Raw genomic sequence first — 21,755 nt, 5'->3', positions numbered from 1 at the left:
TCTTCTGCTGACTGCTGAACGCTACTTGATACTCCCGTTCAGTCCGTTCGGGTAGAACCCGCCACGCCGCGCTCCGGGGGCGAGGTACACGATGTTCAGCACCTCGCGGGTGCTGCGGCCGTAGCCCACGGCGTTCGCGTTGGCGGGGGCGAAGACGGCGTTGCCCCGCGCGTCGCTGAGGCCTGCGTCCTTGCCGCCGCCGACCTTGCCACGCAGGTTGCTGATCGCCTGCACGACCTGACCGACATACAGTCCCGCCGCCGCACTGACCTGCCGCTGGTCGTAGAGCATGGAGCGCACCGCGCCGCCGTGATACGCCTCGACCGCCAGAATGCCCGCCGCCGCCTGGAGGTAGGCGGGGTTGGTAATCAGCGGGGCCGCGCCCGTGTACGCGGTCACGCCCACATCCTCGAAGATAAAGGCCCCGTGCAGGAAGAAGAGGTCGTTGGCGTAGGGGTTGAAGCCCTTGATCGCTCCACCACTGGCGGCCTGCCCCGCCGCGTCGAAGGCCCCGGCGAGGTCCAGCACGGGGCGCGGCGCGGCGGCCTTGCCCAGCGCCCCGGCCAGGAACTTGACGTGCTGGAACTCGTCTTCCGCGATGGCGCGGGCCAGGGCCTGCACGTTGCTGTCCTTAAACTGCATGCCGCGCGTGCGGTCCAGGTTCGCGGGCAGCCGGATCTCCGCCCCGCCCCCGATGGTCCGCAGCTCGTTGATGCGGCCCACGGCGGCGAGGTAGAAGGCGGCTTCCAGGTACTCCAGGTTCAGCGCGAAGTTCAGCACGTCCACGTCGATGTTCTTCGAGGGCGCGGCCAGCACTGAGCCTCCCGCGAGGCCGAAGGCGGCGGCGCCCAGGCCGAATTTGCCGAGGGTGCCCAGGGCGGCGCGGCGGTTCAGGGGGGCGGGGGTGGCAGCAGTATCGTCGTGGGTCATGGGATTTCCTCCGGTGAAGGGCCGGGTGTCTCCCGGTCCGGTCAACGGGGAATAAGCGCCTCAGCCCGGACTGGATGAGGAGGCAGACCCTGCCAGCAGCCGCATGAAGATCACATGATGGTCCTCGTGAAAACGGCGCGGAGTCCGCAGGGCCAGCGCGACGGGCACCGGACGGGCGGGAAACGCGGCGGGCACAGCTTCCCGGTACACATGCGCGGTCGTCGGCGCGACGAGGGCGCGGGCGGGCTGGGCGAACTCGTGGCCGCCCGTTGCCTTCTCGCCCGGCGGCAGCACGCGTCCTGGCAGCTCCCATAAGCCCTGGCCGATGGAGTCACGGCGGGTATGCAGCCACACCTTCTCGCCCTCCACATGCAGCCAACGTTCCTCGTGCAGGTGGGCACCGGGGGGTAGGGCGGCGCGAGCGGCCTCCACTGCTGCCCACTCGGCCCGCAGGCGGGGGGAGGCGGGTGTCTCCGAGAACCGGGCAAGGAAAGCCCGCACCACCTCAGGCACCCCGTCCGGCAGCGGGCGCCCGGTGAAGTAGGCCGCCCGCAGGTCGGTCGCATTCAGACCCGGCACCTCCGGCACGGGCAGGCGGTCCCAGCCGGGAAACCAGCGCAGGTAGGCGGTGCTGGCATCCTTTTCGAAGCCGACGAGGGACACTGAGACACCTTCCCCGAAAACCCCCGCCGCCTCCCGCCGCACGTCCGCCGCCCAGAGTTCGGCGTCGAAGCGGTCGGGGAGGGGGCGGAACGTCACCCGGCGAACATCCGCCCCCGCTGCCCGCAAGGCCCCCCGCAGCATCCCCGCCCGCTCGGGGGCGCTAAATGGGTTCTTAACCGAGCGGGCGAGATTTGCACTTCCCAGCAGCACGAGGAGGTGATCGGCGTGGGCCAGCGCGTGCCGGACGCTCGCCAGGTGTGCCGCGTGGGGCGGCTGAAAGCGGCCGACGTACACGGCCCCGGCGGTCATGGCTGGAGATGGCCCCGCAGTTCCTCGGCCACCCGGTCGCGCAGGGCGGCCACGTCGTCCGCCAGGCCCACCCGGTAGAGGTGCGGGTTGAGCATGCGCCGGGTCCCCGCCGGAAGCCGCGCGAGGTCGGCGCGGGCGCGGGCCTGAATGTCAGGCAGGCTCTCGGGGGCGTGGGTGCGCTGGCCCCCCTCCATCACCACCTCGCGGGCGGGGTGCCATTCCAGTCCCTGCGGCAGCCGCGAGAAGCGCAGTGGGTTGGTGGGGTCGCTCACCCGGTCGCCGGGGCGGGGGGCCTCGCCCAGTGTCAGCGCGTCCAGCGCGTAGCTCCCGTCCGCCTCCACCGCTCGCCACACGGCCTTTTCCCCTGGCAGGCTGGACTTGCGCGGCTCGCCGGTCAGCTTCATCTTGGGCACGCCGTCCAGCTCCGCCAGCTTGAACACGCCGCCCAGCGCCCCGCCCCCCTCGCCGCCCGCCGTGACGAGTTGGGTGCCGACCCCGTAGGTGTCGATGCGCCCGCCCTCCGCGATGATGGAGGCGATCACCGACTCGGAGAGGTCGTTGCTGGCGACGATCTTCACGGTGGGGAAGCCCGCCTCGTCGAAGGCCGCGCGGACCCGGCACGAGAGGTAGGCGAGGTCGCCGCTGTCGAGCCGCACGCCACGCAGCTCGTGGCCGCGCTCTCGCAACTCGCGGGCGACGGTCAGGGCATTGGGCAGGCCGCTCTGGAGGGTGTCCACCGTGTCCAGCAGCAGCACCGTGCTGTCGGGGTACAGCTCGGCGTAGGCGCGGAAGGCCGTTAACTCGTCGGGAAAACTTTCGACCCAGGCGTGCGCGTGCGTGCCGCTGACGGGCAGACCGTAGAGCCGCCCCGCCTCCACGTTGGAGGTGCCCACCGCCCCGCCCACGAAGGCGGCCCGCGCCGCGCTGAGCGAGCCGTCCGGCCCCTGCGCCCGCCGAGCGCCGAACTCCACGACCTGGCCCCCGTGTGGGCTGGCCGCCGCCGCGAGGACGCAGCGGGCGGCCTTGGTCGCCACCAGGGTCTGAAAGTTCAGCGTGTTCAGCAGCGCCGTCTCCACGAGCTGCGCCTCCCACAGCGGCGCGTGCACCGTCAGCAGCGGCTCGTGCGGAAAGACCACGCGGCCCTCCCGGAAAGCCGTGACCCGTCCGGAGAACCGCCAGCCGCGCAGGGCCGTAAGGAAGTCGGGGCGGAACTGCCCCAGGCTCTCCAGATAGGCGAGGTCGTCCTCGGAGAAGCGCACCTCCTCCAACCTCTCCAACACGGGTTCCAGCCCCGCCCACACTGCGAAGCCCCCCTGAAAGGGCAATTTGCGGAAGTAGAGGTCAAAGACCGCCGACCGCGCGTGCAGGCCGTGGTGCCAGTAGCCCTGCATCATGGTGAGCTGGTAGAGGTCGGTCAGAAGGGGAGAAAGCGGGGCGGGGGAAGTCACGCCGCATTCTCCGGCATGGCGGCTTCGGAAAGCTGCCGCCCACGCGTCTCTACGCCGATCAGCCAGGCGCAGACGGCGGCCAGGGCGAAGCACGACGCGAAGAGGCCCAGCGCCCAAGCAAGTTGTCCGGTCAGCAGCAGCGCCCCCAGCGACGGCGAGAGCAGCGAGGCCAGCCGCGCCATGCCGCTCACGAAGCCCATCCCAGTGGTCCGCAGCGGCGTGGGAAACAGTTCCGGCGTGTAGGCGTACAGCGCCCCCCACGCCCCCAGCAGCGCGGCCGAGAGCAGCGCCGAGGTCCCCAGCACCGTGCCCGGCGTGCCCGCCAGCAGGAAGAGGAAGGCCGCCACCGCCGACACCCCCAGGAAGCCCGCCAGCGTGCCCCGCCGCCCCACCCGCTCGACCAGATACGCCGAGAGCAGGTAGCCCGGCACCTGCGCCAGTGCGAGCAGCAGCGTGGTCCGGTACACGGCGCCGAGGTCGAGCCCCCCCGCCCGCAGGTACGACGGCAACCAGGTGAAGATGCCGTAATACCCCAGGCTGAGGCCGAACCACACCAGCGCGAGAAGCACCGTGCGCCGCCGCAACGCCCCCGCGAAGAGGGCCGCCGGGGTTACGCGGGGGGCAGGCGGTGGGGCTTGCAGCGGGGCGTCGGGCAGCGCGGTGCCGTTCGCGCGGGCCACCCGCGTCAGCGCCGCCCGTGCCGCTCCCTCCTGCTCCCGCACGAGCAGCGAGCGCGGCGAATCGGGAATTCCCAGCCGCGCGACCAGCCCAATGAGCCCCGGCAGCGCGGCGAGGGCCAGCAGCCAGCGCCACGCCTCGGCAGGCTCGAAGACGGTGCTGAGGGACCACGCCAGTCCCGCCACCATGACCGTGCCCACCGCCCAGAAACTCTCCAGATACACCAAAAAGCGCCCCCGCCACGCGGTGGGCACGAACTCGGCCATCATCGCGTAATCCACCGGGAGCGTGCCGCCGATGGCAAAGCCGGTCAGGACGCGGGCCAGCACCAGCCACGCCACCGAGGGCGCGAAGGCCCCGGCCAGCCCGAAGACCACCCCCAGCGCCACCGTCGTCAGGAACACCGCCCGCCGCCCGATGCGGTCCGCCAGCCAGCCCCAGAACAGCGCCCCCACGAACATCCCCGCGAAGGTGGCGGTCAGCAGCAGGGTCGCGTCCGCCGAGCCGCGCTCCAGCCCGAAGGCGGCGCTGATGCCCGGCAGAGCGAAGCCCATCAAGAGCACCTCCATCGCGTCGGCCGCCCAGGTCAGCCCGCAGATGGCGAGCAGCCGCCATTGAAAGGGACCGAGACCCAGGCGGTCCACGGCGTCGTCGAGGGAAATCGGCCGGGCGGAGGAAGTCATCGCCTGAGGAGTGTACGTGACGGGAAGCACAAATGGGGGTGAAGTTGGGAGGGGAGCTGATTTGAGTGGGGGTGGTCACACGCCCCCTCACCCCGTTGCTTCGCAACGCCCCTCCGCTTCGCGGCTCTACGAGTCACCTGCAAGGGGCGAGGGGTCAACTGCTGCTCTCGCTCAAGCCCTCTTTTTCCTGTGTCAGCCGTCCTCAGCGTTCCTACCTTGCGAGTCCACGTTCCAGGCAGACGAGCCGTTCGGCGCGTCTGCGCCGAGGCCTTTCACTTGGGCGGCAGGATGGCGTGGAGGGGGAAACCGGGGCGGGACAAGCAGGGCTGGAAGATGGGGGGACGACCTTTGCCTAGCGCAGCGCTGCTCCCCCCTTCCCTCCGGGGAGGGGGGTTGGGGGGGAGGGGTAACCGAATCAAGACGCCCTGCCCCTTACCCTGTCTCCATGCCCACCCTGCGCGACCACATCCGCCGCGACCTCCACGTCCTCCCCGACATTGACCCCGCTGCCGAGGTGGGGCGCCGCGTCACCTTCCTCGCGGAGTACCTGCGGGCCACAGGCACACGCGGCTATGTCCTCGGCATCAGCGGGGGCCAGGACAGCACCCTCGCCGGGCGCCTGTGCCAACTTGCCGCCGAGCAGGTCCGGGCGGAGGGGAGCGAAGCCACCTTCCTCGCCGTGCGGCTGCCCTATGGGGCTCAAGCGGACGAGGCGGACGCGCAGGCGGCCCTCGCCTTCATCCAGCCCGACCGCACGGTGACGGTGAACATCAAGGGAGCGGTGGACGCCTCCGCGCAGGCCGCCGCCGAGGCGCTGGGCCAGCCCCTGCGCGACTTCGTGCGCGGCAATGTCAAGGCCCGCGAGCGGATGGTCGCCCAGTACGCCCTCGCCGGGCAGGAGGGCCTGCTGGTGGTGGGCACCGACCACGCGGCGGAGGCGCTGACGGGCTTTTTCACCAAGTACGGCGACGGCGGCGTGGACCTCACGCCCCTGACCGGCCTGACCAAGCGGCAGGGGGCGCAGCTTCTGGCGCACCTCGGCGCTCCCGAGGCCACCTGGCGCAAGGTGCCCACCGCCGACCTCGAAGACGACCGCCCCGGCCTGCCCGACGAGGCCGCGCTGGGGGTGACCTACGGGCAGATCGACGCCTACCTGGAGGGCCGCGACGTGCCGGGGGACGTGGCCGCGCGGCTGGAGCGGCTGTACCTGACCACCCGGCACAAGCGCACCACCCCCGTGACCCCCTTCGAGGACTGGTGGCGGGCCTGAGCCGCGTCCTGTGCCTGCATGGGGGCGGGCTGGACGCCCGGCAGTGGCGGGGATTGCGCGAGCGCTTGCCCGAGTTCGAGCTGCTGATCCCCGATCTCCCCGGCCACGGCACCCGCCGGGGCGAGCGGCTCACGCTGGAGGGGGCGCTGGACGGCCAACCCGCCCACGTCGTCGGGCACTCGATGGGCGGGGCGCCGGCACTGGAACTCGCGCGGCGGCACCCGGCACAGGTTCAGTCCCTGCTGGTGTCGGGAACGGTGGGGCCGCTCAGTCCCGGTCAGGCGCGGCTGATGGGGTGGGCAGCCCGGCTCCCGCTGCCCTCCGGCCCGGCGCTGGGGCTGGCGCTGCGGCAGTTCCGGATTCCGTCGAGCGACCGGGAGTGGGTCCGGGAGGCCCTCGCCTCCACCCTAGCCCCCGCCTGGCAGGCCGACCTCGTCCGGCTGATGGTGAGCCTCGCCCCACCCGAGCCCTCCCCCGCCCGGACGTCGGTGCTCGTCGGGAGTCTGGAGACGCGACCGGCCCGCAGCGGAGCCGCGCGGCTGGCCCGGCAGCTCCAGGCCTCTCCCGCGTGGCAGGTACCGGGCGTGGGTCATGTCTGGCATCTGGAGCAACCCGACCTCTTCGCGGGGGTGGCGGGGGCATGGGTCCGGGGCGAGACGCGGCCGGACGTGTTGCGGCCCCGGCGCTGAGCCGGGCGGCCTAATCCCCTCCCTCGCGGGCCTCGCGCAGCAGCCAGACCCCCAGCAGGTCGAACAGCACCACGAAGGCCAACGTGCCCAGCGCCGCTGCCCACTGCCCGCGCCCCAGTTGCAAGACCAGCCCGATCAGCCCGCCCACATTGAGCAGGGCCAGCAGGGCGAGCAGCAGCCCCGGCAGCATCAGCCGTCCAGCGAGGCGGCGCGGGCCTCGGCGTCGGCAGCGGCCCGGTCGTCCTCGGCTTCGCGGAAGAAGGCAGCGGCCTCCTGGTAAGCCGCCCGCGCTCCGGCCCGGTCATCCCCATGCGCGGCCAGTTCGCCCCGCGCCCGGTGGAGGCACCCCAGCGTCATCGGGTCGTCGGCGGCGTGGGCGTCGGCCAGCGCTTCCTCCAGCGCGGCGCGGGCTTGCTCCGCTTCGCCCAGCGCGAGGTGGTTCACCACGAGTTCGTACCCGTTCACCGCCCGCTTGAAGGGCCGTTCCGCCCCCGGCAACGCCCCGATGAGCGCCCGTTCCTGGGCGAACAGCCGCAGCGCCGCCCGGTGCTCGCCCGCCAGCCGCTCCACCATGCCGAGCTGGTGCACGGCGATGTGCTCCCAGGGGTCGCCCGCGTGGGCCTGCCGCAGCCGCCCGTAGACCTCACGCGCCCCGGCGTGGTCACCCGTATGCGCCAGGACATACCCCAGCGCCATCTGGCCCGCGCGGGAGGCGAGGAGGTCGGGGTCGGCCTCCAGGCGCTTCCGCGCTTCTTCCCAGTCCTCGCGGTCGATGGCGGCCCAGACCTCTGGCAACATGGCTCAGGATAGGCCGGAAGGGAAGCCGCGAGGTCAGAGGGTTCCCGGCTGCGTTACGCTGCCCGTCGTGATCGACCGCTACCTGACCCCCGAGATGAAGACGCTGTGGAGCGAGGCGAGCAAGTACCGCGCGTGGCTGTGCGTGGAACTCGCCGCGATGGAGGCCCAGGCCCGGCACGGCGAGGTGCCGCCCACGGCCTTCGCCGCCCTGACCGCCCGCGCCGCCGAGGACCCCCTGGACGACGCCTTCGCCGCGCGGGTGGCCGAGATCGAGGCGGTCACCCGGCACGACATCGTGGCCTTTACCCGCGCCCTGACCGAGCGCTACGGCGAGGAAGCCCGCTTCATCCACCACGGCCTGACCAGCACCGATGTAGTGGACACGGCCCAGAACCTGCTGCTGGACGAGGCCTTCGGGCTGATTCTGGCCGATGTGCAAGCCCTACGTGAGGTCTGCCGGGTGCAGGCCGTCACCCACAAGCACACGCCCACGGTGGGCCGCACCCACGGCATCCACGCCGAGCCGATGACCTTCGGGCTGAAGTTCCTGAACTGGATGGCGACGCTGGACCGTGACCTCCAGCGGCTCCAGGCGGCGCGGGAGCAGGTGCGGGTGGTCATGCTGTCCGGGTCGGTGGGCACCTACGCGCACGTCTCACCGCAGATCGAGGAGGAGGTCGCCGCCGCCTGGGGCTGGCAGGCCGCGCCCGTCACCAACCAGACCCTCGCCCGCGACCGCCACGCGGAGGTCCTGGCGGCCCTCGCCATCCTGGGGACCACGCTGGAGAAGATCGCGGTGGAGATTCGTCACCTCCAGCGCTCGGAAGTGCGCGAGGCGATGGAACCTTTCGGCAAGGGGCAGACGGGCAGCTCCTCCATGCCGCACAAGAAAAACCCGATCCTGACCGAGAACGTGACGGGCTTCGCGCGGCTGCTGCGCGGCTACCTGACGACCGGGCTGGAAAACGTGGCGCTGTGGCACGAGCGCGATATTTCCCATTCCAGCGCCGAGCGGGTGATTCTGCCCGACGCGACGAGCGCCGCGAGCTACGCCACCCGCCGCCTGACCGGGGTGCTGCGTGACCTGGTGGTCTTTCCCGAGCGGATGCTGCGGAACCTGAACGACCTCGGCGGGCTGGTCTTTTCCCAGCGGGTGCTGCACGCCCTGATCGACGAGAAGGGCATGAGCCGCGAGGCCGCCTATGACCTCGTGCAGCGCAACGCTCTGAGGAGCTGGGAGACGGGCGAGGGCCTGCGCGAGCTGCTCGGTGCGGACGCAGATAACCCGCTGGGCGAGGACGAACTGGACGCCGCCTTCGATCTGGGCTGGTACCTGCGGCACGTGGACGCGATCTACGCCCGCTTCGGGCTGTGAGGGGGAGGCCAGAATGAGTGAGCGAGTCTCCGTCGCCCTCGTCGGCGGCGACACCCCCCAGGGGGCCGAGTTCCTGCGGATGGCGCTGGCGCACCCGTACTTGGAGGTCACCGGGGTGAGCGCCCGCGCCCACATCGGGCATCCCGTCGCGGAGGTCTACCCCACCCTGCGCGGGGTGACCCGGCTGGGCTTCCGCGCCGCCAGTGATCTGGGAGAAGCCGACGTGCTCGTGCTGGCCGACGCGGTGGAAGATGGCCCGACTGAGGGCACCCGCCTGACGCTCGATCTCACGGGCCACCGGGTGGCCGAGGCCCTGACCCCCGGCTCGGGCTGGGTGTATGGCCTGCCGGAGCGGATGCGGTCGGCGTTGCGTGGGACCGCGCGGGTGGCCGCCCCCGGCGACCTCGCCACCGCCGCCGTGCTGACGCTCGCGCCGCTGCTGGAGCGGGGCGTGCTGCTGCCGCGTGGCCTGCGCCTGACCGAGCTGCGGGGAGCGTCTGTGTCCGCCTTCGCCGTGGGCCACGACCAGGCGGAAGAGATCGCCCGCGCCCTGCCGGGCCGCTTCCCGCTGGAGTTCACGGCGGCGGGGCTGCCAGGAATGGCGGGACTGCTGCTCCTCGCGGAAGCCTGGGTTCCCGACGGCTACAGCGACCGCGACGTGTGGAGCGCCTACCGCGAGGCGTATGCGGGCGAAACCTTCGTGCGGCTGCTGCCGGGCGATACCCCCGACCCCGCCCGGCTGCGCGGTACGCCCTTCATCGAGCTGGGCACCAGCCTCGACCTCGACTCGGGCCGCGTGCTGCTGGCAGCGGCACTGGACCCCAGGGGACGCGGGGGCGCGGGGCAGGCGCTCCAGAGCCTCAATCTCACGCTGGGATGGCCGGAGGGGACCGGGCTGGGGTTTACCGGACTCCTCCCCTGACTCTCACGCCGGATGGGGCGGCACCCGCACGATGCTGAGCATGTACCGCCCCAGGGCCTGAATCGCCAGGTAGAAGTGCTCGAAGTCAATGGGCTTGACCACGTAACTCGCTGCGTGCGCCTGGTAGGAGCGCAGGATGTCCTCGTCGGCCTGGCTGGTGGTCAGGACGATCACCGGGATGGTCATGAGCAGGGGGTCAAGCTTGAGGTCTTCGAGCACCTCCAGCCCGTTCTTGCGCGGCATGTTGATGTCGAGCAGGATCACGTCGGGGCGCGGGCTGTCCTCGTAGCCGGGGGCGCGGCGCAGGAAGTCGAGGGCCTCGACGCCGTCGCGGGCCACGTGCAGGCGGTTGGCGACCCCCGCCGCCGCGAACGCCTCCTGGGTCAGGATGATGTCCGGCTCGCTGTCCTCGACGAGCAGAATCTCGATGGGGGTGGCGCTCGCCAAGGGGTGGAGGGGGTCTGCCATGCTCATCACGGGGGGCTCCTGTCTCTTCTCTGCCCCCAGTCTGCGGGCCGGACCTGTCCCGGGCGCTGAGGAGCGCTTCACACGGGCAAAACCCAGCCTTGACCTGGCCTTGACGGTCGCGCCCGCTGGGGCCAGCCCTGGCCCTGCCGTACCCTGACCCCCATGAACCTGCTGCAAGGTGCCCTGGGCGGCACCAGTTTCCCCGACCCCGAACGGCTGCTCGCGAACCTGAGCTGGGAGGACGCCTCCCGCTCGGTGATCGGCGTGCCCTACACCCTGGCTGGCCTCCTCGCGCATCTCGCGGTGACCGCCCGCGCCAGCCTCGACCTCGCGGCGGGGCGAGCCGAGAACTGGCCCGACGACCTCGACGCCTGGCCGGGGGTCGCGGACGAGGCCGCCTTTCGCACCCTGCTCGTCGAGCTGCGGCTGGGGCTGACCGAGGCCCGCGCCCTGGCCGACTCGCCCTCCGACCGGGCGCGGGACATCCTGACCGACCTCGCCGCACACAGCGCCTACCACTGGGGCCAGGTCGCGCTGCTGCGGCGCGTGCTGGGCGTGTGGCCGGAGGGCGAGTGACCGCACCCCTGGTCCGGGTGGGCACCCTCAACCCCGCCAAGCTGCGCCCAGTCGCGGAAGTCTTCGCGGCGTGGTGGCCCGGCGCAGGGGTAGAGGGGGTCGCGGTGCCCAGCGGCGTGCCCGAACAACCGCTGGGCGAGGCGCAGACCCGTGAGGGCGCCGTCAACCGGGCGCGGGCGGCGCTGGCCCACCTCTCCCCCGGCGCGGACGGCTGGGGCGTGGGGCTGGAGGGGGGCCGTGGAGCTGACGGCAGACGAGGCCCGGCTTTTCGGGGTGGTGGCGGTCGCCCGGCGGCACTCGGGCGGGGTCCAAATGGAGTGGTCCCGCACCGCCGACCTGCGCTTGCCCCCCGAGGTCGCGCGGCGGGTGCGGGGCGGCGAGGAACTCGGTCCGGTGATGGACGCGCTGCTGGGCACATCGGGCATCAAGCGGGGCGTGGGCAGCGTGGGCGTGCTGACGGGCGGCCTGCTGACCCGCGCGGACGTGTGGCGGCAGGCCGTGATCCTGGCCGCGACGCCCCTGCGAGGGGCTTCCGGGCTGTACCCTGGGGCATGACGAGCGAACCGCAGGTGGTCAACAACGAGGCCGAGAACCGTTACGAGCTGCGGGAGGGCGACGAGGTGCTGGGGTTTGCCGAGTACCGCCCGGCGGGTCAGGCCCTGATGTTCAGCCACACCGAGATCGACCCCGCCCACGAGGGCAAGGGCCTGGGCTCGCGGCTGGTGCGCGGTGCCCTGGACGACGCCCGCGCCCAGGGCCGGGAGGTCGTGCCCATGTGCCCTTTCGTGGCGTCGTATATCCGCGAGCACCGCGAGTACGTGGACCTCGTGCAGCCGGGGCAGCGCGGGGTGTTCGGGCTGTAATTGACAGGACGGGAAGCCCCCTCATCCGAGCGACGAGAGGTCTTCTTCTGTTCCCAGTTCCTACGTGGTTTCAGGCTTGACCGTCGGACCACCCTCATTCAGATCGGCCTCGGCCCGCTGCTTGATGGGATTGCGCTCGGTGACCCTGGTCTCCGCTTCCGAGCCGGGCACCGTGCGGGCACCCGGCACCGGGGCGGGGAGCAGGCGCCCCCCCAGCGCGAGCAGATCGGCGGTGAGCTGTGGGGCGAGGGCCTGGGCGTAGCGCAGGATCAGGGCGGGACCGCCCACCATCGTCTCGGCGTCGCCGCGCACCAGGGCGTCCACGATGCGGCGGGCAGCCTCGGCGGCGTCCAGCGAGATGACGGGGGCGTTGTCCACCGTGGCGAAGAGGGCGTATTCCTTCTCGGCCTGCCCACTCACCCCGGCGTGGCGGGGGCTGCCGGTCCGCATCAGGCCGGGGCAGACGGTGGTGACACCCACCCCCTCCCGCGCGAGTTCCGCCCGCATGGCCTGGCCCAGCCCCGCCACCGCGAACTTGCTCACCGAGTACGGCGCGAGGTGCGGCACGCCGACCTTGGCCCCCACCGACGCCACGATCAGGACCCGCCCCCCCCGCGCCCGCAGGAAGGGCAGCGCGGCCCGCGTCAGCCGCAGCGGGGCCAGGGTGTTGACCTCCAGCGACTCGCGGAAATGCTCCTCGGTCATGTTCTCCAGCGGCCCCACCGTGATGATTCCGGCGTTGTTCACCACCACGTCGAGGCGGCCGTGCTGACGGTTGGCCTCCTCGACCGCGCGGCGCACGTCGGCGTCCACGGTCACGTCGCCCGTCACGGTATGGACGGTGGCCCCCCGGCCCCGCAGGTCGGCGGCGGCGCGGTCGAGGTCGGCGGCGGTGCGGGCAAGCAGGGTCAGGCGGGCGCCCCGCGCGGCGAACTCGCGGGCCAGGGCCAGCCCCAGGCCGCGCGAGCCCCCGCTGATCAGAACGCTGCGGCCCTGCAGGTCGAAGGGCGACTTCAGCAGGCGGCGGGCGCTCAGCAGCCCCACCCCGGCAGCCAGCAGCAGACGCTTGGGCACTCTCATACCCCCGAGTGTGCCCCTCCCCCGCCCGCGAACTCCCTAGAGTGAAGGCATGAATAACCCGCCTGCCCCCTCTCTCTTCGAGCGCATCATCGGCCGCGAGCTGCCCGCCGACATCGTGTATGAGGACGAAGGCTTCATCGCCATCCGCGACATCGCGCCCAAGGCGCCCATTCACCTGCTGGTGATTCCGAAAAAGGTCACGGCCCGCGTGGACGAGATCACCGATCCCGCCGAGATGGGTGAGCTGTGGCTGACCGCCGTGCGGGTCGCGCGGCAGCACGCGGCCGATTTCCGGCTGGTCGTGAACTGCGGGGCCGGGGCCGGGCAGATGGTCTTCCACACCCACGTCCACATCCTGGCCGGATGGGACGGGGCACCGGGGAGCGACGTGCTGTGATTCTGCAACCCTTTCAGGCCATTCTCTTCGATCTCGACGGCGTGCTGGTGGACAGCGAGGAACTGGCGAACGGGGTGTGGGTCGAACTGCTGGCCGAACACGGGCTGACGCTCGACCGCGCCCGGTTCATGAGCCGGGCCGTGGGCAGCACCCACGCGGCCCTCTTCGACTGGCTGCGGGCAGAGTACGGCTGGGAGCGGCCGGAGGGCTTCCTCCCCGACCTCGACGCTCGGCTGGCGCGGGCCTTTCACGCGACGCCCGCCATCGAGGGCGCGGCCGACACGCTGCGGGTGCTCAGGCAGTCGGGACTCCCCTTCGCGGTGGCGAGCAACAGTCTCCGCGCCCGGCTGCACCTCAAGCTGGAGGCAGCGGGGCTGGCCCTGCTGGTGGGCGAACACGCCTACGACCCAGCCCATGTGGGCGGCCGGGGCAAGCCGCTGCCGGACTTATACGCCCACGCCGCCAATCGGTTGGGGGTCTCCCCCGCCCGCTGCCTCGTCGTGGAGGACAACGTGACGGGCGTGCTGGCGGGGGTGAGCGCCGGGGCGACCGTGTGGGGCCTCCTCGCGGGCGGGCACGTTCACCCCGACAGTGCGGCGGCGCTGCGGGAGGCCGGAGCGGTGCGCGTGCTGAACGACCACGGGGAGTTGCGGGCCGCGCTGGGGCTGACGGTGGTGGCGTAGAGCGAGGGGAGGACGGCCTACCGCCTCTACGCCATCGGCAACTCGATCATGCCGCCCTCTTCCCCACGGCCCTCCATGCGGGCGGTCACGGCGAGGCCGGTCGGCGTCTGGGCGAGGCCGCCTTCAGCCGTCTCGCGCAGTTCGGCGGGCATCAGGCGGCCCACCGAGGCCATCGCGCCCACCACCTCGTCGGGGGGGATGAAGGATTCGAGCTGCGCGAGGGCGAGTTGCGCCGCGCTCACCGCGTGGACGGCAAAGAAAGCGTTGCGGCTCACGCAGGGCACCTCCACGTAGCCGCCCACCGGGTCGCACACCAAACCGATGGTGTTCATCAGGGCGAGGCTGGCGGCGTGAACGGCGGCGCGGGGGGTGCCCCCCAGCAGTTCCACGACGGCGGCGGCGGCCATCGCGGCGCTCGACCCGATCTCGGCCTGGCACCCGCCCGCCGCGCCCGAGATGAACATGCGCTTGCTGATCGCCTTGCCCACCCCGGCGGCGAGGATCATGGGGTCCACCAGCCGCTCGTCGGGAAGGCCGAGGTGGTCGGCCACGCCGAGCAGCGCCCCCGGAATGGTCCCCGCGCTGCCCGCCGTCGGCGCGGCGACGATGCGGCCCATGCGGGCGTTTTCCTCGTTGACGGCCATCGCGTAGGCCTGCACCCGCTTCAGCAGCGGCGCGTTCAGCGCGTCAGGCGCGTCCCACAGGCCCTTGGCGTTCCAGCCCACCATCCCGGTGATGCTCCTCGCGTCCGAGGCCAGCCCGCGCTCCACCGAGGCCCGCATCTCCCCGATGCGGCGGCGCATCTCGGCGCGAATGTCGTCGGGGTCGAGGCCCGTCTCGGCGCAGTCCTGCGCGAGCACCCACGCGGAGGCGGGAGCGGGGGCGTTCATCAGGTCGTGCAGGGTGGTCATGGGCGCTCCTCCGGAGGGATAGGGGTCGAGGGGTCTGGGCGTCGAGAGGTCGAGGAGGGCAGACTTCTGGGCATCTCGGCCTCTGTGTGGCGGCGTGGGCCGCCTAGCCGTCCATCAATTTGGGCAGCAGGCGCACCCAGTCGGCATCGGGCCAGCGGCCGAAAAAGGCCAGGGCCTCGGGGCTGAGGGGCGCGTCGAGTTCGATGGCGACGAGGGCCTGTCCGCCCCGCGCCGCGCGGGTGCAGGTCAGGGTGGCGATGTTGACCCCGTCGGCGGCGACCGTGGCGGCGATGCGGGCGATCATGCCCACCGCGTCGGTGTAGCGCAGCAGCAGGGTGGGGGCCGCCCCGCTGAAGTTCACGCCCAGGCCCTGCACGTGGGTCACCAGAATGACGCCGCCGCCCGTCGAGCTGCCCTGCACGGTCACGCGCACGGTGTCGCCCTGCACCTCAAGGTGCGCGGTGTTGGGGTGCACGTCCCCGAGGTCCACGTCGCGGAACTCCACGGTCAGCCCGGCGGCCTCGGCTTCCTCGAAGGCGCGGGGCAGGCGGGGGTCGTCGGGGGCATAGCCCAGCAGCCCCGCCACCAGCGCGAGGTGGGTGCCGTGGCCCCGGCCCGTCTTGGCAAAGCTCGCGTGCAGGCCGATAGTGGCCCGGCGCGGGGTCTCACCCAGCAGGTGGTGGGCCACCAGCCCCAGGCGGCAGGCCCCCGCCGTGTGGCTGCTGCTCGGCCCGATCATCACGGGGCCGATCATGTCGAGAAGGGACATGGGGGAAGTATAGGCAACCCCCATGAGGGGCGTCCGGGGCGGGGGGACGCGGAGAACGGCAAAGGGCCACCGCCTCAACTGAAAACTGAAGCGGCGGCTCTCCCGGTCGGCTCTACTGTTCTTCGCTCCCGTCCGTCATCTCCGAGAGGTTCTCACGCAGCTCTTCCAGCTTGTCCTGCCCGGCCCCCTCCGAGAGGCCGTTGGCGTCCATGCTGCCGGTCGCGCCCTGCATGCCCTCTTCCACGATCTCGGTCTGGTTGGTGGCGTAGGTGTGGCCCTGGTCCTCGGCGGCGGCGTGGCCGCTGCGGTCGCGGTTGTCGGTCATGCCCCAGGGTGGGCCGGGCGGGGGCGGGGGCGGATGTGGAGGGCGCGGCGGCGAATCTTAATCCAGCGCCGAGAGCAGCGCCCGGCCACTCGTTCCCGCCTGTCCCAGCGCGGCGCGGACGAGGGGAAGGCGGACCCGGTTCGGCGCGTGCGCGAACAGCCGCAGCATGGTGCGGGCCAGCGCCCCCGCGTCCGTGCGCGGCGCGAGAAAGCCGCGCCACTGCTCGGCGGGCAGGTGGAAAAAGGCAGAGAAGAAGGCAGGCAGCGCGTCCCCCGGCAGGGCCAGCAGCGCGTCCACTCCCAGCAGGGCGACCTCGCGGGCGGCGCGGCGCTCCGGGGGCCACAGGGCTTCCCATCCGGCGCGGGTGGCGGCGGCGGGACCGCACGTGGCGAGCGTGTCCGCGACCGCCCCCGCCACCACGGGCGCGTCGGCCAGCGCTCCGGCCACCTGAAAGCCGCTCACCGGATGCACCAGCCCCGCCGCCGACCCGAAGGCCAGCCAGGGACCGGGCCGGGGGGCCGCCGTGTTCATGGGAAAGGCGACCCATTCGACGTGTTCGACCTCGCGCGGGGGCGTCCCCTGCGCGGCGAGGCGGGCGTGCAGGCGCTCCCGCAGCAGCGGGCGCGTGACCCCGGGCCGGGCGATCAGGCTGGTCTCCTCCACGAGGTAACGGCCCCCGCCGAGGTGCATGGTGTAGAGGAAGGTCGGCTGGGCGCGGACCTCGGCGGGCGGCAGATGCCCCGCGCGGTAGTCCATCCACACCATGCCGCCGGGGGGACCGGGGGGGCGGTCAAACTGCGCGACCACGCCGTAAGCCGTCTGGAGGGCCGCGCCGCCCGGCCGCACCGGGACACCCAGACTCCCGCCGTGGCCTCCCGCATCCACGATGACCGCTGCCCGCCACGTCTCGCCGTCCTTGCCGTGGACTTCCCAGCCCTCCCCCACCCGCGCCGCCTGGACGACGCGGCCTCGAGTCCAGCACAGGCCACTCCCCGCACGCGCCAGCAAGCCCTCCAGCAGCCGGGCATTGTCCAGCAGGGCATAGGGCCGCAGCAGGGGCGTGGCCTCGGCCCCGGCGTAGACGCGCACGTCGCTCCAGACCTGCGCGAGCGCGTCCCGTGCGGGCGCAGGCACCTCGTCGAGCCACGCGCCGTAGGTCGCCGGGAAGGGGCGGGGCGCGTGCGGGGCCACCAGGCGCACGCTGAGGCCCCGCGCGGCGCACTCGGCCGCCAGCGCGGCGCCCGCCGGTCCGCCCCCCACCACGAGCACGTCCGTCCCTCCCGCTGTCATCCCCGGCAGGCTAGCGCGGGAAGCGGACGCGGGAGTGTGGGGGTTCGTGCGGCCGGGCTGACGCCGGGTGCGCTCCGGCTCAAGGCCGCCTCAAGCCCGAGTGTGCCCCCCGTGCCAGCCGGGAGACGGCCCGCCCGCTAGCCTCCGCGCATGTCTTCCCGTGCTGCCCGCCGTCTGCTGCCCGGCCTGAGTCTCCTCGCCCTCGGCCTCACCCTCACCGCCTGCTCGGGCCAGACGGCCGGGGCGGGTGCCCAGAACCTCCTCAACGCGGCCGTCAGCACCCGTGGTCTGGAAGTCACCCGCGACCAGCGCTACGGCCCCGACGCCCGCAACGTGCTCGACGTGTACGCGCCGCAGGACGCCCGGAATGCCCCGGTGGTGCTGTTCGTCCACGGCGGCTCGTGGCAGAACGGCGACAAGGAGGGGCACAAGTTCGTCGGCGAGAGCCTCGCGCGGGCCGGGTACGTGACGGGCGTGATGAACTACCGCCTCGCGCCGCAAAACCGTTACCCGGCGTACATCCAGGACACCGCCGCCGCACTGCGGTGGATGCGGGACCACGCGGCGAAGTTGGGCGGTAACCCCGACAGCCTCTTCGTGACGGGACACTCGGCGGGGGCCTTCAACGCGGTGGAGGCCGTGGTCAACGAGCGTTGGCTGCGCGAGGCGGGCGTGCCGATCCGGGCCGTGCGCGGCGTGATCGGGATCGCGGGGCCGTACTCCTACGACTTTCGGGATTTCCAGAGCCGGGTCGCCTTCCCGGAGGGCGGCACCCCCGACGAGATCATGCCCGACCGCCACGTGCGCCCCGATGCGCCGCCCCACCTGCTGCTGGTGGCCGAGAACGACACCACCGTCCACCCGCAAAACGCCCTGAATATGGAAGCCGCGCTGAAGCGGGCCGGGGTACCGGTCACGCGCACGGTCATTCCCCGTGTCAACCACATCACGATTGTGGGAGCGCTGGCCCGGCCGCTGACCTTCCTGGGCGGCACGCGGCAACAGGTCATTGACTTCATTGAGAAGAACCGCGTGCGGTAAAACCTGCCTGCACTCTGCACTCGGGCTCACGTCTTCCCTACCGGCGTGGGCCTTCTCCGTATCCCCTCGGGCTTAGGGTGGAGCGCAGTCGGCCCCTGTGCGCCTCACCCACCTAGAGGGACCGACCCGGGCTGAGCGGGAGCCGCCTGCGGTACGAGTTGCCGCCAGCTCTGCACACCCCCCACCTGCACCGTCACGAAGCGCTCCAGCGCCCGCCACAGCGCGGGCCGCTCGTCTTCCGGGACGGGGTGCTCCATGCTGACCCGCACCGAGCGGCGCACGACGTTCCGCAGGAAGTCCAGGCTGGCCGGGGGGTAGGTGGGCAGGCTGGAGCAGTCTCCGCACAGCAGTTGCCCCCCCAGCGGGTCGGGGTGCGCCGGGTCGGGAGCGCCGCAGCGGGCACAGCGCGAAGTCTGGAGGACGAAGCCCGCCAGCCCCAGCAGCTTGTAACTCATGACCAGGGCCACCCACTCCGGGTCCGGCTGATGCGAGACGCCGCGCAGCGCCCCGGCGAACAGGTCGAAGGCCTGCTCGGAGAACTCGCCCTCCTGAAACAGGGCGTCGGCGAGTTCAGCCATCAGGTGCGCGAAGGCGTAGCGCTCCGGCTCGGCCAGCCGGGGCAGCGCCCCCTCCAGCACCGCCTGCTGCACGGTGGCGAGGTCGGCTTGCGGGGTCTGGTAAAGCTGCACGCCGACATGGTGAAAGAGGTTCAGGCGGCTGCTCAGGGCGCCGCGCACGCCCCCCCGCGCGATGGCCTTGACCTTGCCCTGGGGGGTCAGCAGCGTCACGATGATGTCCCCGGCAGGCGTGACCCGCCGCCGGATCACGATGCCGCTGCGGTTGGCGCTGCGCGATCTCACGGGAACCAGTCTAGGCCGGTGGGCGCCCGGCGAGGGGGCGAGGGGGCACGGTTGGGGGCAGCCCGCCCCCTGCGTGACGAACGGCTGAAACTCCCCCCACGTTCGGGGCGGATGGCCTCCCGTACACTCGGCCCCATGAGCGACACGCCCCCCAAGAACCACAGCGCCCGCGACGTGCTGCGGGAACTGTTTCCGGAGTCGTACCGCGAACTGTTCGGGGAGGCGCAGGGCCAGGACTCGCCCCTGACCCTGGGCCTCTACCCGGTGGCAGACGGACGGCTCGCCCTTGTCCACGGCGATCAACTGGCCGAATTCACCCCGCTGGACCCCAAGGGCAAAAATGCCCTGCACTGCGACCTGTGTCACTTCACCCGCTCGCGGCAGGAGGCGGCCTTTTACCGGGTGGTCGTGGCCGCGCGGCGCACCCGCTACGTCACCCTCTGCCTGGACACGGCGGCCTGCCAGCGCCGGGCCGGAACGCGCGGGCTGGCGACCCTTGCCGACCGCATCTTTCCTATTGAGCCGAGTTACGCGGACTGAGCGCGGCGCGTGGGGCCTGACCCTGCTGACGACCGGTCCCTGGCGACGGACGACCTCCCATGCCGTACCCTACACCCATGGACACCGTCTGGGCCGAACTGGCGTTGATGCGCGGACCGCTCGCCGCCTTCGTCCTCAGTGGGCTGATCGGCTGGGAGCGCGAGCAACTCGGCCGGGGCGCGGGGCTGCGCACCTACATCCTGATCGGGGTCAGCGCAGCCCTGTTCGTGGTGCTGGCCGATACCCTGATCTTCCGGTTTTCGGATGACTCCACACAGGTGCGCTTTGACCTCGTCGGGGTGCTGGGCGCGGTCGTCAGCGGGGTGAGCTTTCTGGGCGCCGGGGCGATCTTCTCCGACCGCAGCAGCGGGCAGGCCAAGGGGCTGACCACCGCCGCCGGAATGCTCGCCACCGCCGGGGTGGGGGTGGCCTGCGGCCTGCACCTGTATGTCCTGGCGACCGGGGCCACCTTGCTGATCCTCTTTACCCTGGGCGTCCTGGGACGGCTGGCCGACCGGCACAAGTCGGAGGATGAGCAGGGCACTTGAAGGAGGCGGGACCTTCCCGCCCACCTCAGATTGGATACAATATCCAGGTGCCTCCTTCCTTCGAGCGTCCCACCCTGGTCCGCGACGGGGTCTACGACCACCTGCGCCGGGCGGTGCTGGACGGCGACTTTCTGCCCGGCGAGCGGCTGGGCGAGGCCGAACTGGGCCAGCGCCTGGGCGTGAGCCGGACCCCGGTGCGCGAGGCGGTGATGCGCCTGACGCAAGAAGGGCTGCTCGTCGCGGAAGCGAACAAGGGCGTGCGGGTGCGGCAGGTCAGCGCCGAGGAGGCCCGCGCCACCTACGTGGTGCGCGAGGAACTCGACGGGCTGGCAGCGGCGCTCGCGGCGGCCAACCACACTGCCGAGGACGCCCGGCACCTGGAGGAGGCACTCGCCCGGCTCGGCGCGGCGCGGACGGAAGACTACCGGGTGCAGACCCGGCTGGACCTCGCCTTTCACGCGGCGGTGACGGCGGCGGCGCACAACCTTCCCTTGGCGGAACTGGCGCGGGGCCTGGAGCAGCGCGTGGCCCTGATCAAACACCAGACCCGCACCTACAATGCCCACCCGGACACGGCGGCGGGGCACGCGGCGATTCTCGCGGCGGTGCTCTCGCGCGACGCGGAGGCGGCCCGAGAAGCCGCCCGGCGCCATGTCCGCACCTTCGCCCCCCTCGTGCTGGAGAACCTCGGAGTCAACCCACATGCTTGACCAGATTTACCGCAAGGCCGTCCTGACCGTCTCGGGACAGAAAGTCGTCGAAGACCTCGTGCGCTCGCGTGGCTGGGGCATGGCCCAACGCTTCGTGGCGGGCGAGGACGCCTCCTCCGCCATCCGCGCCGTGCAGGACCTGAGCCGGGACGGGATTCTCGGGAACCTCGACCTCCTTGGGGAATTCGTCGCCTCGCCCGAGCGGGCCAATGAGTTCGCAGCCAAGGTGCTCGACCTGCTCGACCAGGCGCACGCGGCCGGGCTGACCCCCTACGTCAGCGTGAAGCTCTCCAGCGTGGGCCAGGGCCAGACCGTGGAGGGCGAGGACCTCGGCCTCACCAACGCCCGGCGCATCGTGGGACGGGCCAGGGAGTACGGCGGGTTCGTGTGCCTCGACATGGAGGACCACCCCCGCGTGGACCAGACCCTCGCGCAGTTCCGCCTCCTCGTGAACGAGTTCGGGCACGCGCATGTCGGCACGGTCCTCCAGAGCTACCTCTACCGCTCGGAGGCCGACCGGGACAGCCTCGACGACCTGCGGCCCAACCTCCGCATCGTGAAGGGCGCCTACCTCGAACCCGAGTCGGTCGCCATGCCCGACAAGGCCGACGTGGACGCGAGTTACCGCCGATTGGTGTACGCACACATGAAGGCCGGGAACTATGTCAACGTCGCCACCCACGACGAGTCCATCATCGAGGACGTGAAGCTCTTCTCCCTCGCGCACGGCATTGCCAAAGACGCCTTCGAGTTCCAGATGCTGTACGGCATCCGCCGCGACCTGCAACAGGATCTCGCGCGGCAGGGCTACCGGGTGCGGGCGTATATCCCCTACGGGCGCGACTGGTACCCCTACTTCTCCCGCCGCATCGCGGAGACGCCGCGCAACGCCGTCTTCGTGCTGCGCGGGATGCTCAAGGGCTGAAGGC

Annotated in this window: 27 protein-coding genes and 1 pseudogene; 15 read left to right on the top strand and 13 right to left on the bottom strand. The window is 72.1% G+C overall.

Translation table 11 applies throughout. From position 1 onward, the window contains the following. Positions 1 to 21 precede the first annotated feature (21 nt). The 4 genes from L1280_RS01990 to L1280_RS01975 are packed head-to-tail and all read right to left on the bottom strand — an operon-like array spanning position 22 to position 4,711. Entirely contained in the window at positions 22 to 930 is a 909-nt protein-coding gene (locus L1280_RS01990) for a ferritin-like domain-containing protein (protein ID WP_253580337.1), read from the bottom strand. 60 nt (positions 931 to 990) lie between these two features. Continuing rightward, positions 991 to 1,902 (bottom strand): adenylyltransferase/cytidyltransferase family protein, encoded by a 912-nt coding sequence (locus L1280_RS01985; protein WP_253580336.1) that lies wholly within the window; start codon positions 1,900 to 1,902, stop codon positions 991 to 993. Then, positions 1,899 to 3,350, bottom strand: a complete 1,452-nt coding sequence (locus L1280_RS01980) for a nicotinate phosphoribosyltransferase (RefSeq protein ID WP_371922861.1) — start codon at positions 3,348 to 3,350, stop codon at positions 1,899 to 1,901. The genes L1280_RS01985 and L1280_RS01980 overlap by 4 nt, the downstream gene beginning before the upstream one ends. Further along, the gene (locus tag L1280_RS01975; protein ID WP_253580335.1) at positions 3,347 to 4,711 is read right to left on the bottom strand and encodes an MFS transporter; all 1,365 of its coding nucleotides are present in this window, start codon (positions 4,709 to 4,711) and stop codon (positions 3,347 to 3,349) included. Before L1280_RS01975 ends, L1280_RS01980 begins: the two co-directional genes overlap by 4 nt. Positions 4,712 to 5,156: 445 nt before the next feature. Between L1280_RS01975 and nadE the strand changes: the two genes are divergently transcribed. Beyond that, the gene (nadE, locus tag L1280_RS01970; protein WP_253580334.1) at positions 5,157 to 5,981 is read left to right on the top strand and encodes an ammonia-dependent NAD(+) synthetase; all 825 of its coding nucleotides are present in this window, start codon (positions 5,157 to 5,159) and stop codon (positions 5,979 to 5,981) included. Then, positions 5,969 to 6,670, top strand: coding sequence for an alpha/beta fold hydrolase (locus L1280_RS01965; RefSeq protein WP_253580333.1), 702 nt, complete (start codon positions 5,969 to 5,971; stop codon positions 6,668 to 6,670). Before nadE ends, L1280_RS01965 begins: the two co-directional genes overlap by 13 nt. A gap of 10 nt (positions 6,671 to 6,680) precedes the next feature. On the opposite strand, the gene L1280_RS01960 is transcribed toward L1280_RS01965, so the two are convergent. Continuing rightward, a complete protein-coding gene (locus L1280_RS01960) occupies positions 6,681 to 6,860 on the bottom strand; it encodes a hypothetical protein (RefSeq protein ID WP_253580332.1) in 180 nt (59 codons plus the stop codon). Further along, complete coding sequence (locus L1280_RS01955) at positions 6,860 to 7,468, bottom strand: hypothetical protein (RefSeq protein WP_253580331.1); 609 nt, start codon at positions 7,466 to 7,468, stop codon at positions 6,860 to 6,862. Before L1280_RS01955 ends, L1280_RS01960 begins: the two co-directional genes overlap by 1 nt. Before the next feature lie 67 nt (positions 7,469 to 7,535). On the opposite strand from L1280_RS01955, the gene purB reads away from it, so the two are divergent. Continuing rightward, positions 7,536 to 8,843, top strand: a complete 1,308-nt coding sequence (purB, locus tag L1280_RS01950; protein WP_253580330.1) for an adenylosuccinate lyase — start codon at positions 7,536 to 7,538, stop codon at positions 8,841 to 8,843. Between the two features lie 13 nt (positions 8,844 to 8,856). Continuing rightward, entirely contained in the window at positions 8,857 to 9,765 is a 909-nt protein-coding gene (locus tag L1280_RS01945; protein ID WP_253580329.1) for an N-acetyl-gamma-glutamyl-phosphate reductase, read from the top strand. Between the two features lie 3 nt (positions 9,766 to 9,768). Here the strand turns inward: L1280_RS01945 and L1280_RS01940 are convergent, their stop codons facing one another. Beyond that, the gene (locus tag L1280_RS01940; protein WP_253580328.1) at positions 9,769 to 10,233 is read right to left on the bottom strand and encodes a response regulator; all 465 of its coding nucleotides are present in this window, start codon (positions 10,231 to 10,233) and stop codon (positions 9,769 to 9,771) included. A 162-nt stretch (positions 10,234 to 10,395) separates the two neighbouring features. Here L1280_RS01940 and L1280_RS01935 point away from each other — a divergent pair, with 162 nt between their 5' ends. The 4 genes and pseudogenes from L1280_RS01935 (at position 10,396) to L1280_RS01920 (ending at position 11,672) form a co-directional block, all read left to right on the top strand. Next, the gene (locus L1280_RS01935) at positions 10,396 to 10,809 is read left to right on the top strand and encodes a damage-inducible protein DinB (RefSeq protein WP_253580327.1); all 414 of its coding nucleotides are present in this window, start codon (positions 10,396 to 10,398) and stop codon (positions 10,807 to 10,809) included. Continuing rightward, positions 10,791 to 10,988: pseudogene (locus tag L1280_RS01930) on the top strand (DUF84 family protein); the annotation flags it as partial. The gene L1280_RS01935 and the pseudogene L1280_RS01930, both read left to right, overlap by 19 nt. Positions 10,989 to 11,046: 58 nt before the next feature. Beyond that, complete coding sequence (locus L1280_RS01925; protein WP_253581058.1) at positions 11,047 to 11,364, top strand: DUF84 family protein; 318 nt, start codon at positions 11,047 to 11,049, stop codon at positions 11,362 to 11,364. Then, entirely contained in the window at positions 11,361 to 11,672 is a 312-nt protein-coding gene (locus L1280_RS01920) for a GNAT family N-acetyltransferase (RefSeq protein ID WP_104990798.1), read from the top strand. The genes L1280_RS01925 and L1280_RS01920 overlap by 4 nt, the downstream gene beginning before the upstream one ends. Positions 11,673 to 11,732: 60 nt before the next feature. Here L1280_RS01920 and L1280_RS01915 read toward each other — a convergent pair whose 3' ends face one another. After that, entirely contained in the window at positions 11,733 to 12,752 is a 1,020-nt protein-coding gene (locus L1280_RS01915; protein WP_253580326.1) for an SDR family oxidoreductase, read from the bottom strand. A gap of 49 nt (positions 12,753 to 12,801) precedes the next feature. Between L1280_RS01915 and L1280_RS01910 the strand changes: the two genes are divergently transcribed. Further along, entirely contained in the window at positions 12,802 to 13,149 is a 348-nt protein-coding gene (locus L1280_RS01910) for a histidine triad nucleotide-binding protein (RefSeq protein ID WP_253580325.1), read from the top strand. Beyond that, positions 13,146 to 13,832: an HAD-IA family hydrolase gene (locus L1280_RS01905; protein WP_253580324.1), complete on the top strand. Its 687-nt coding sequence runs from the start codon at positions 13,146 to 13,148 to the stop codon at positions 13,830 to 13,832. Before L1280_RS01910 ends, L1280_RS01905 begins: the two co-directional genes overlap by 4 nt. Positions 13,833 to 13,858: 26 nt before the next feature. On the opposite strand, the gene sdaAA is transcribed toward L1280_RS01905, so the two are convergent. The 4 genes from sdaAA to L1280_RS01885 all read right to left on the bottom strand — a co-directional run bounded on the left by sdaAA (position 13,859) and on the right by L1280_RS01885 (position 17,127). Further along, positions 13,859 to 14,743 (bottom strand): L-serine ammonia-lyase, iron-sulfur-dependent, subunit alpha, encoded by an 885-nt coding sequence (gene sdaAA / locus L1280_RS01900; protein WP_253580323.1) that lies wholly within the window; start codon positions 14,741 to 14,743, stop codon positions 13,859 to 13,861. A gap of 103 nt (positions 14,744 to 14,846) precedes the next feature. After that, on the bottom strand, positions 14,847 to 15,512 hold the full coding sequence (sdaAB, locus tag L1280_RS01895; RefSeq protein ID WP_253580322.1) for an L-serine ammonia-lyase, iron-sulfur-dependent subunit beta: 666 nt from the start codon (positions 15,510 to 15,512) through the stop codon (positions 14,847 to 14,849). Between the two features lie 112 nt (positions 15,513 to 15,624). Further along, positions 15,625 to 15,837, bottom strand: coding sequence for a hypothetical protein (locus L1280_RS01890; RefSeq protein WP_253580321.1), 213 nt, complete (start codon positions 15,835 to 15,837; stop codon positions 15,625 to 15,627). Between the two features lie 57 nt (positions 15,838 to 15,894). Further along, positions 15,895 to 17,127 carry a lycopene cyclase family protein gene (locus L1280_RS01885; RefSeq protein ID WP_253580320.1) on the bottom strand — a complete coding sequence of 411 codons (1,233 nt, stop codon included), beginning with the start codon at positions 17,125 to 17,127 and terminating at the stop codon, positions 15,895 to 15,897. A gap of 150 nt (positions 17,128 to 17,277) precedes the next feature. Here L1280_RS01885 and L1280_RS01880 point away from each other — a divergent pair, with 150 nt between their 5' ends. Next, a complete protein-coding gene (locus L1280_RS01880) occupies positions 17,278 to 18,168 on the top strand; it encodes an alpha/beta hydrolase (protein WP_253580319.1) in 891 nt (296 codons plus the stop codon). Between the two features lie 104 nt (positions 18,169 to 18,272). On the opposite strand, the gene recO is transcribed toward L1280_RS01880, so the two are convergent. Beyond that, the gene (recO, locus tag L1280_RS01875) at positions 18,273 to 19,028 is read right to left on the bottom strand and encodes a DNA repair protein RecO (RefSeq protein WP_253580318.1); all 756 of its coding nucleotides are present in this window, start codon (positions 19,026 to 19,028) and stop codon (positions 18,273 to 18,275) included. A gap of 135 nt (positions 19,029 to 19,163) precedes the next feature. Between recO and L1280_RS01870 the strand changes: the two genes are divergently transcribed. From L1280_RS01870 to L1280_RS01855, 4 genes are all read left to right on the top strand, one after another. After that, positions 19,164 to 19,568 (top strand): hypothetical protein, encoded by a 405-nt coding sequence (locus L1280_RS01870; protein WP_253580317.1) that lies wholly within the window; start codon positions 19,164 to 19,166, stop codon positions 19,566 to 19,568. Positions 19,569 to 19,645: 77 nt separating this feature from the next. Continuing rightward, a complete protein-coding gene (locus L1280_RS01865; RefSeq protein WP_253580316.1) occupies positions 19,646 to 20,116 on the top strand; it encodes an MgtC/SapB family protein in 471 nt (156 codons plus the stop codon). Between the two features lie 47 nt (positions 20,117 to 20,163). Further along, positions 20,164 to 20,826, top strand: coding sequence for a GntR family transcriptional regulator (locus L1280_RS01860; protein WP_371922860.1), 663 nt, complete (start codon positions 20,164 to 20,166; stop codon positions 20,824 to 20,826). After that, a complete protein-coding gene (locus tag L1280_RS01855) occupies positions 20,819 to 21,751 on the top strand; it encodes a proline dehydrogenase family protein (RefSeq protein ID WP_253580315.1) in 933 nt (310 codons plus the stop codon). The genes L1280_RS01860 and L1280_RS01855 overlap by 8 nt, the downstream gene beginning before the upstream one ends. Positions 21,752 to 21,755: the final 4 nt, after the last annotated feature.

Source organism: Deinococcus sp. HSC-46F16 (genome assembly GCF_024171495.1).
Lineage (GTDB): Bacteria > Deinococcota > Deinococci > Deinococcales > Deinococcaceae > Deinococcus.
Note: the sequence above shows the minus strand (reverse complement) of the source record. Positions and strands in the feature narration are given on the sequence as shown.

Excerpts from the sequence above, each read along its gene's own strand:
- sdaAA (WP_253580323.1), bottom strand. The coding sequence starts at position 14,743 with ATGACCACCCTGCACGACCTGATGAACGCCCCCGCTCCCGCCTCCGCG.
- L1280_RS01890 (WP_253580321.1), bottom strand. The coding sequence starts at position 15,837 with ATGACCGACAACCGCGACCGCAGCGGCCACGCCGCCGCCGAGGACCAG.
- L1280_RS01935 (WP_253580327.1), top strand. The coding sequence starts at position 10,396 with ATGAACCTGCTGCAAGGTGCCCTGGGCGGCACCAGTTTCCCCGACCCC.
- L1280_RS01990 (WP_253580337.1), bottom strand. The coding sequence starts at position 930 with ATGACCCACGACGATACTGCTGCCACCCCCGCCCCCCTGAACCGCCGC.
- L1280_RS01910 (WP_253580325.1), top strand. The coding sequence starts at position 12,802 with ATGAATAACCCGCCTGCCCCCTCTCTCTTCGAGCGCATCATCGGCCGC.
- L1280_RS01945 (WP_253580329.1), top strand. The coding sequence starts at position 8,857 with ATGAGTGAGCGAGTCTCCGTCGCCCTCGTCGGCGGCGACACCCCCCAG.
- L1280_RS01880 (WP_253580319.1), top strand. The coding sequence starts at position 17,278 with ATGTCTTCCCGTGCTGCCCGCCGTCTGCTGCCCGGCCTGAGTCTCCTC.
- L1280_RS01975 (WP_253580335.1), bottom strand. The coding sequence starts at position 4,711 with ATGACTTCCTCCGCCCGGCCGATTTCCCTCGACGACGCCGTGGACCGC.
- L1280_RS01870 (WP_253580317.1), top strand. The coding sequence starts at position 19,164 with ATGAGCGACACGCCCCCCAAGAACCACAGCGCCCGCGACGTGCTGCGG.
- L1280_RS01865 (WP_253580316.1), top strand. The coding sequence starts at position 19,646 with ATGGACACCGTCTGGGCCGAACTGGCGTTGATGCGCGGACCGCTCGCC.
- L1280_RS01855 (WP_253580315.1), top strand. The coding sequence starts at position 20,819 with ATGCTTGACCAGATTTACCGCAAGGCCGTCCTGACCGTCTCGGGACAG.
- L1280_RS01885 (WP_253580320.1), bottom strand. The coding sequence starts at position 17,127 with ATGACAGCGGGAGGGACGGACGTGCTCGTGGTGGGGGGCGGACCGGCG.
- L1280_RS01985 (WP_253580336.1), bottom strand. The coding sequence starts at position 1,902 with ATGACCGCCGGGGCCGTGTACGTCGGCCGCTTTCAGCCGCCCCACGCG.
- L1280_RS01915 (WP_253580326.1), bottom strand. The coding sequence starts at position 12,752 with ATGAGAGTGCCCAAGCGTCTGCTGCTGGCTGCCGGGGTGGGGCTGCTG.
- sdaAB (WP_253580322.1), bottom strand. The coding sequence starts at position 15,512 with ATGTCCCTTCTCGACATGATCGGCCCCGTGATGATCGGGCCGAGCAGC.
- nadE (WP_253580334.1), top strand. The coding sequence starts at position 5,157 with ATGCCCACCCTGCGCGACCACATCCGCCGCGACCTCCACGTCCTCCCC.
- L1280_RS01960 (WP_253580332.1), bottom strand. The coding sequence starts at position 6,860 with ATGCTGCCGGGGCTGCTGCTCGCCCTGCTGGCCCTGCTCAATGTGGGC.
- L1280_RS01955 (WP_253580331.1), bottom strand. The coding sequence starts at position 7,468 with ATGTTGCCAGAGGTCTGGGCCGCCATCGACCGCGAGGACTGGGAAGAA.
- L1280_RS01920 (WP_104990798.1), top strand. The coding sequence starts at position 11,361 with ATGACGAGCGAACCGCAGGTGGTCAACAACGAGGCCGAGAACCGTTAC.
- L1280_RS01940 (WP_253580328.1), bottom strand. The coding sequence starts at position 10,233 with ATGGCAGACCCCCTCCACCCCTTGGCGAGCGCCACCCCCATCGAGATT.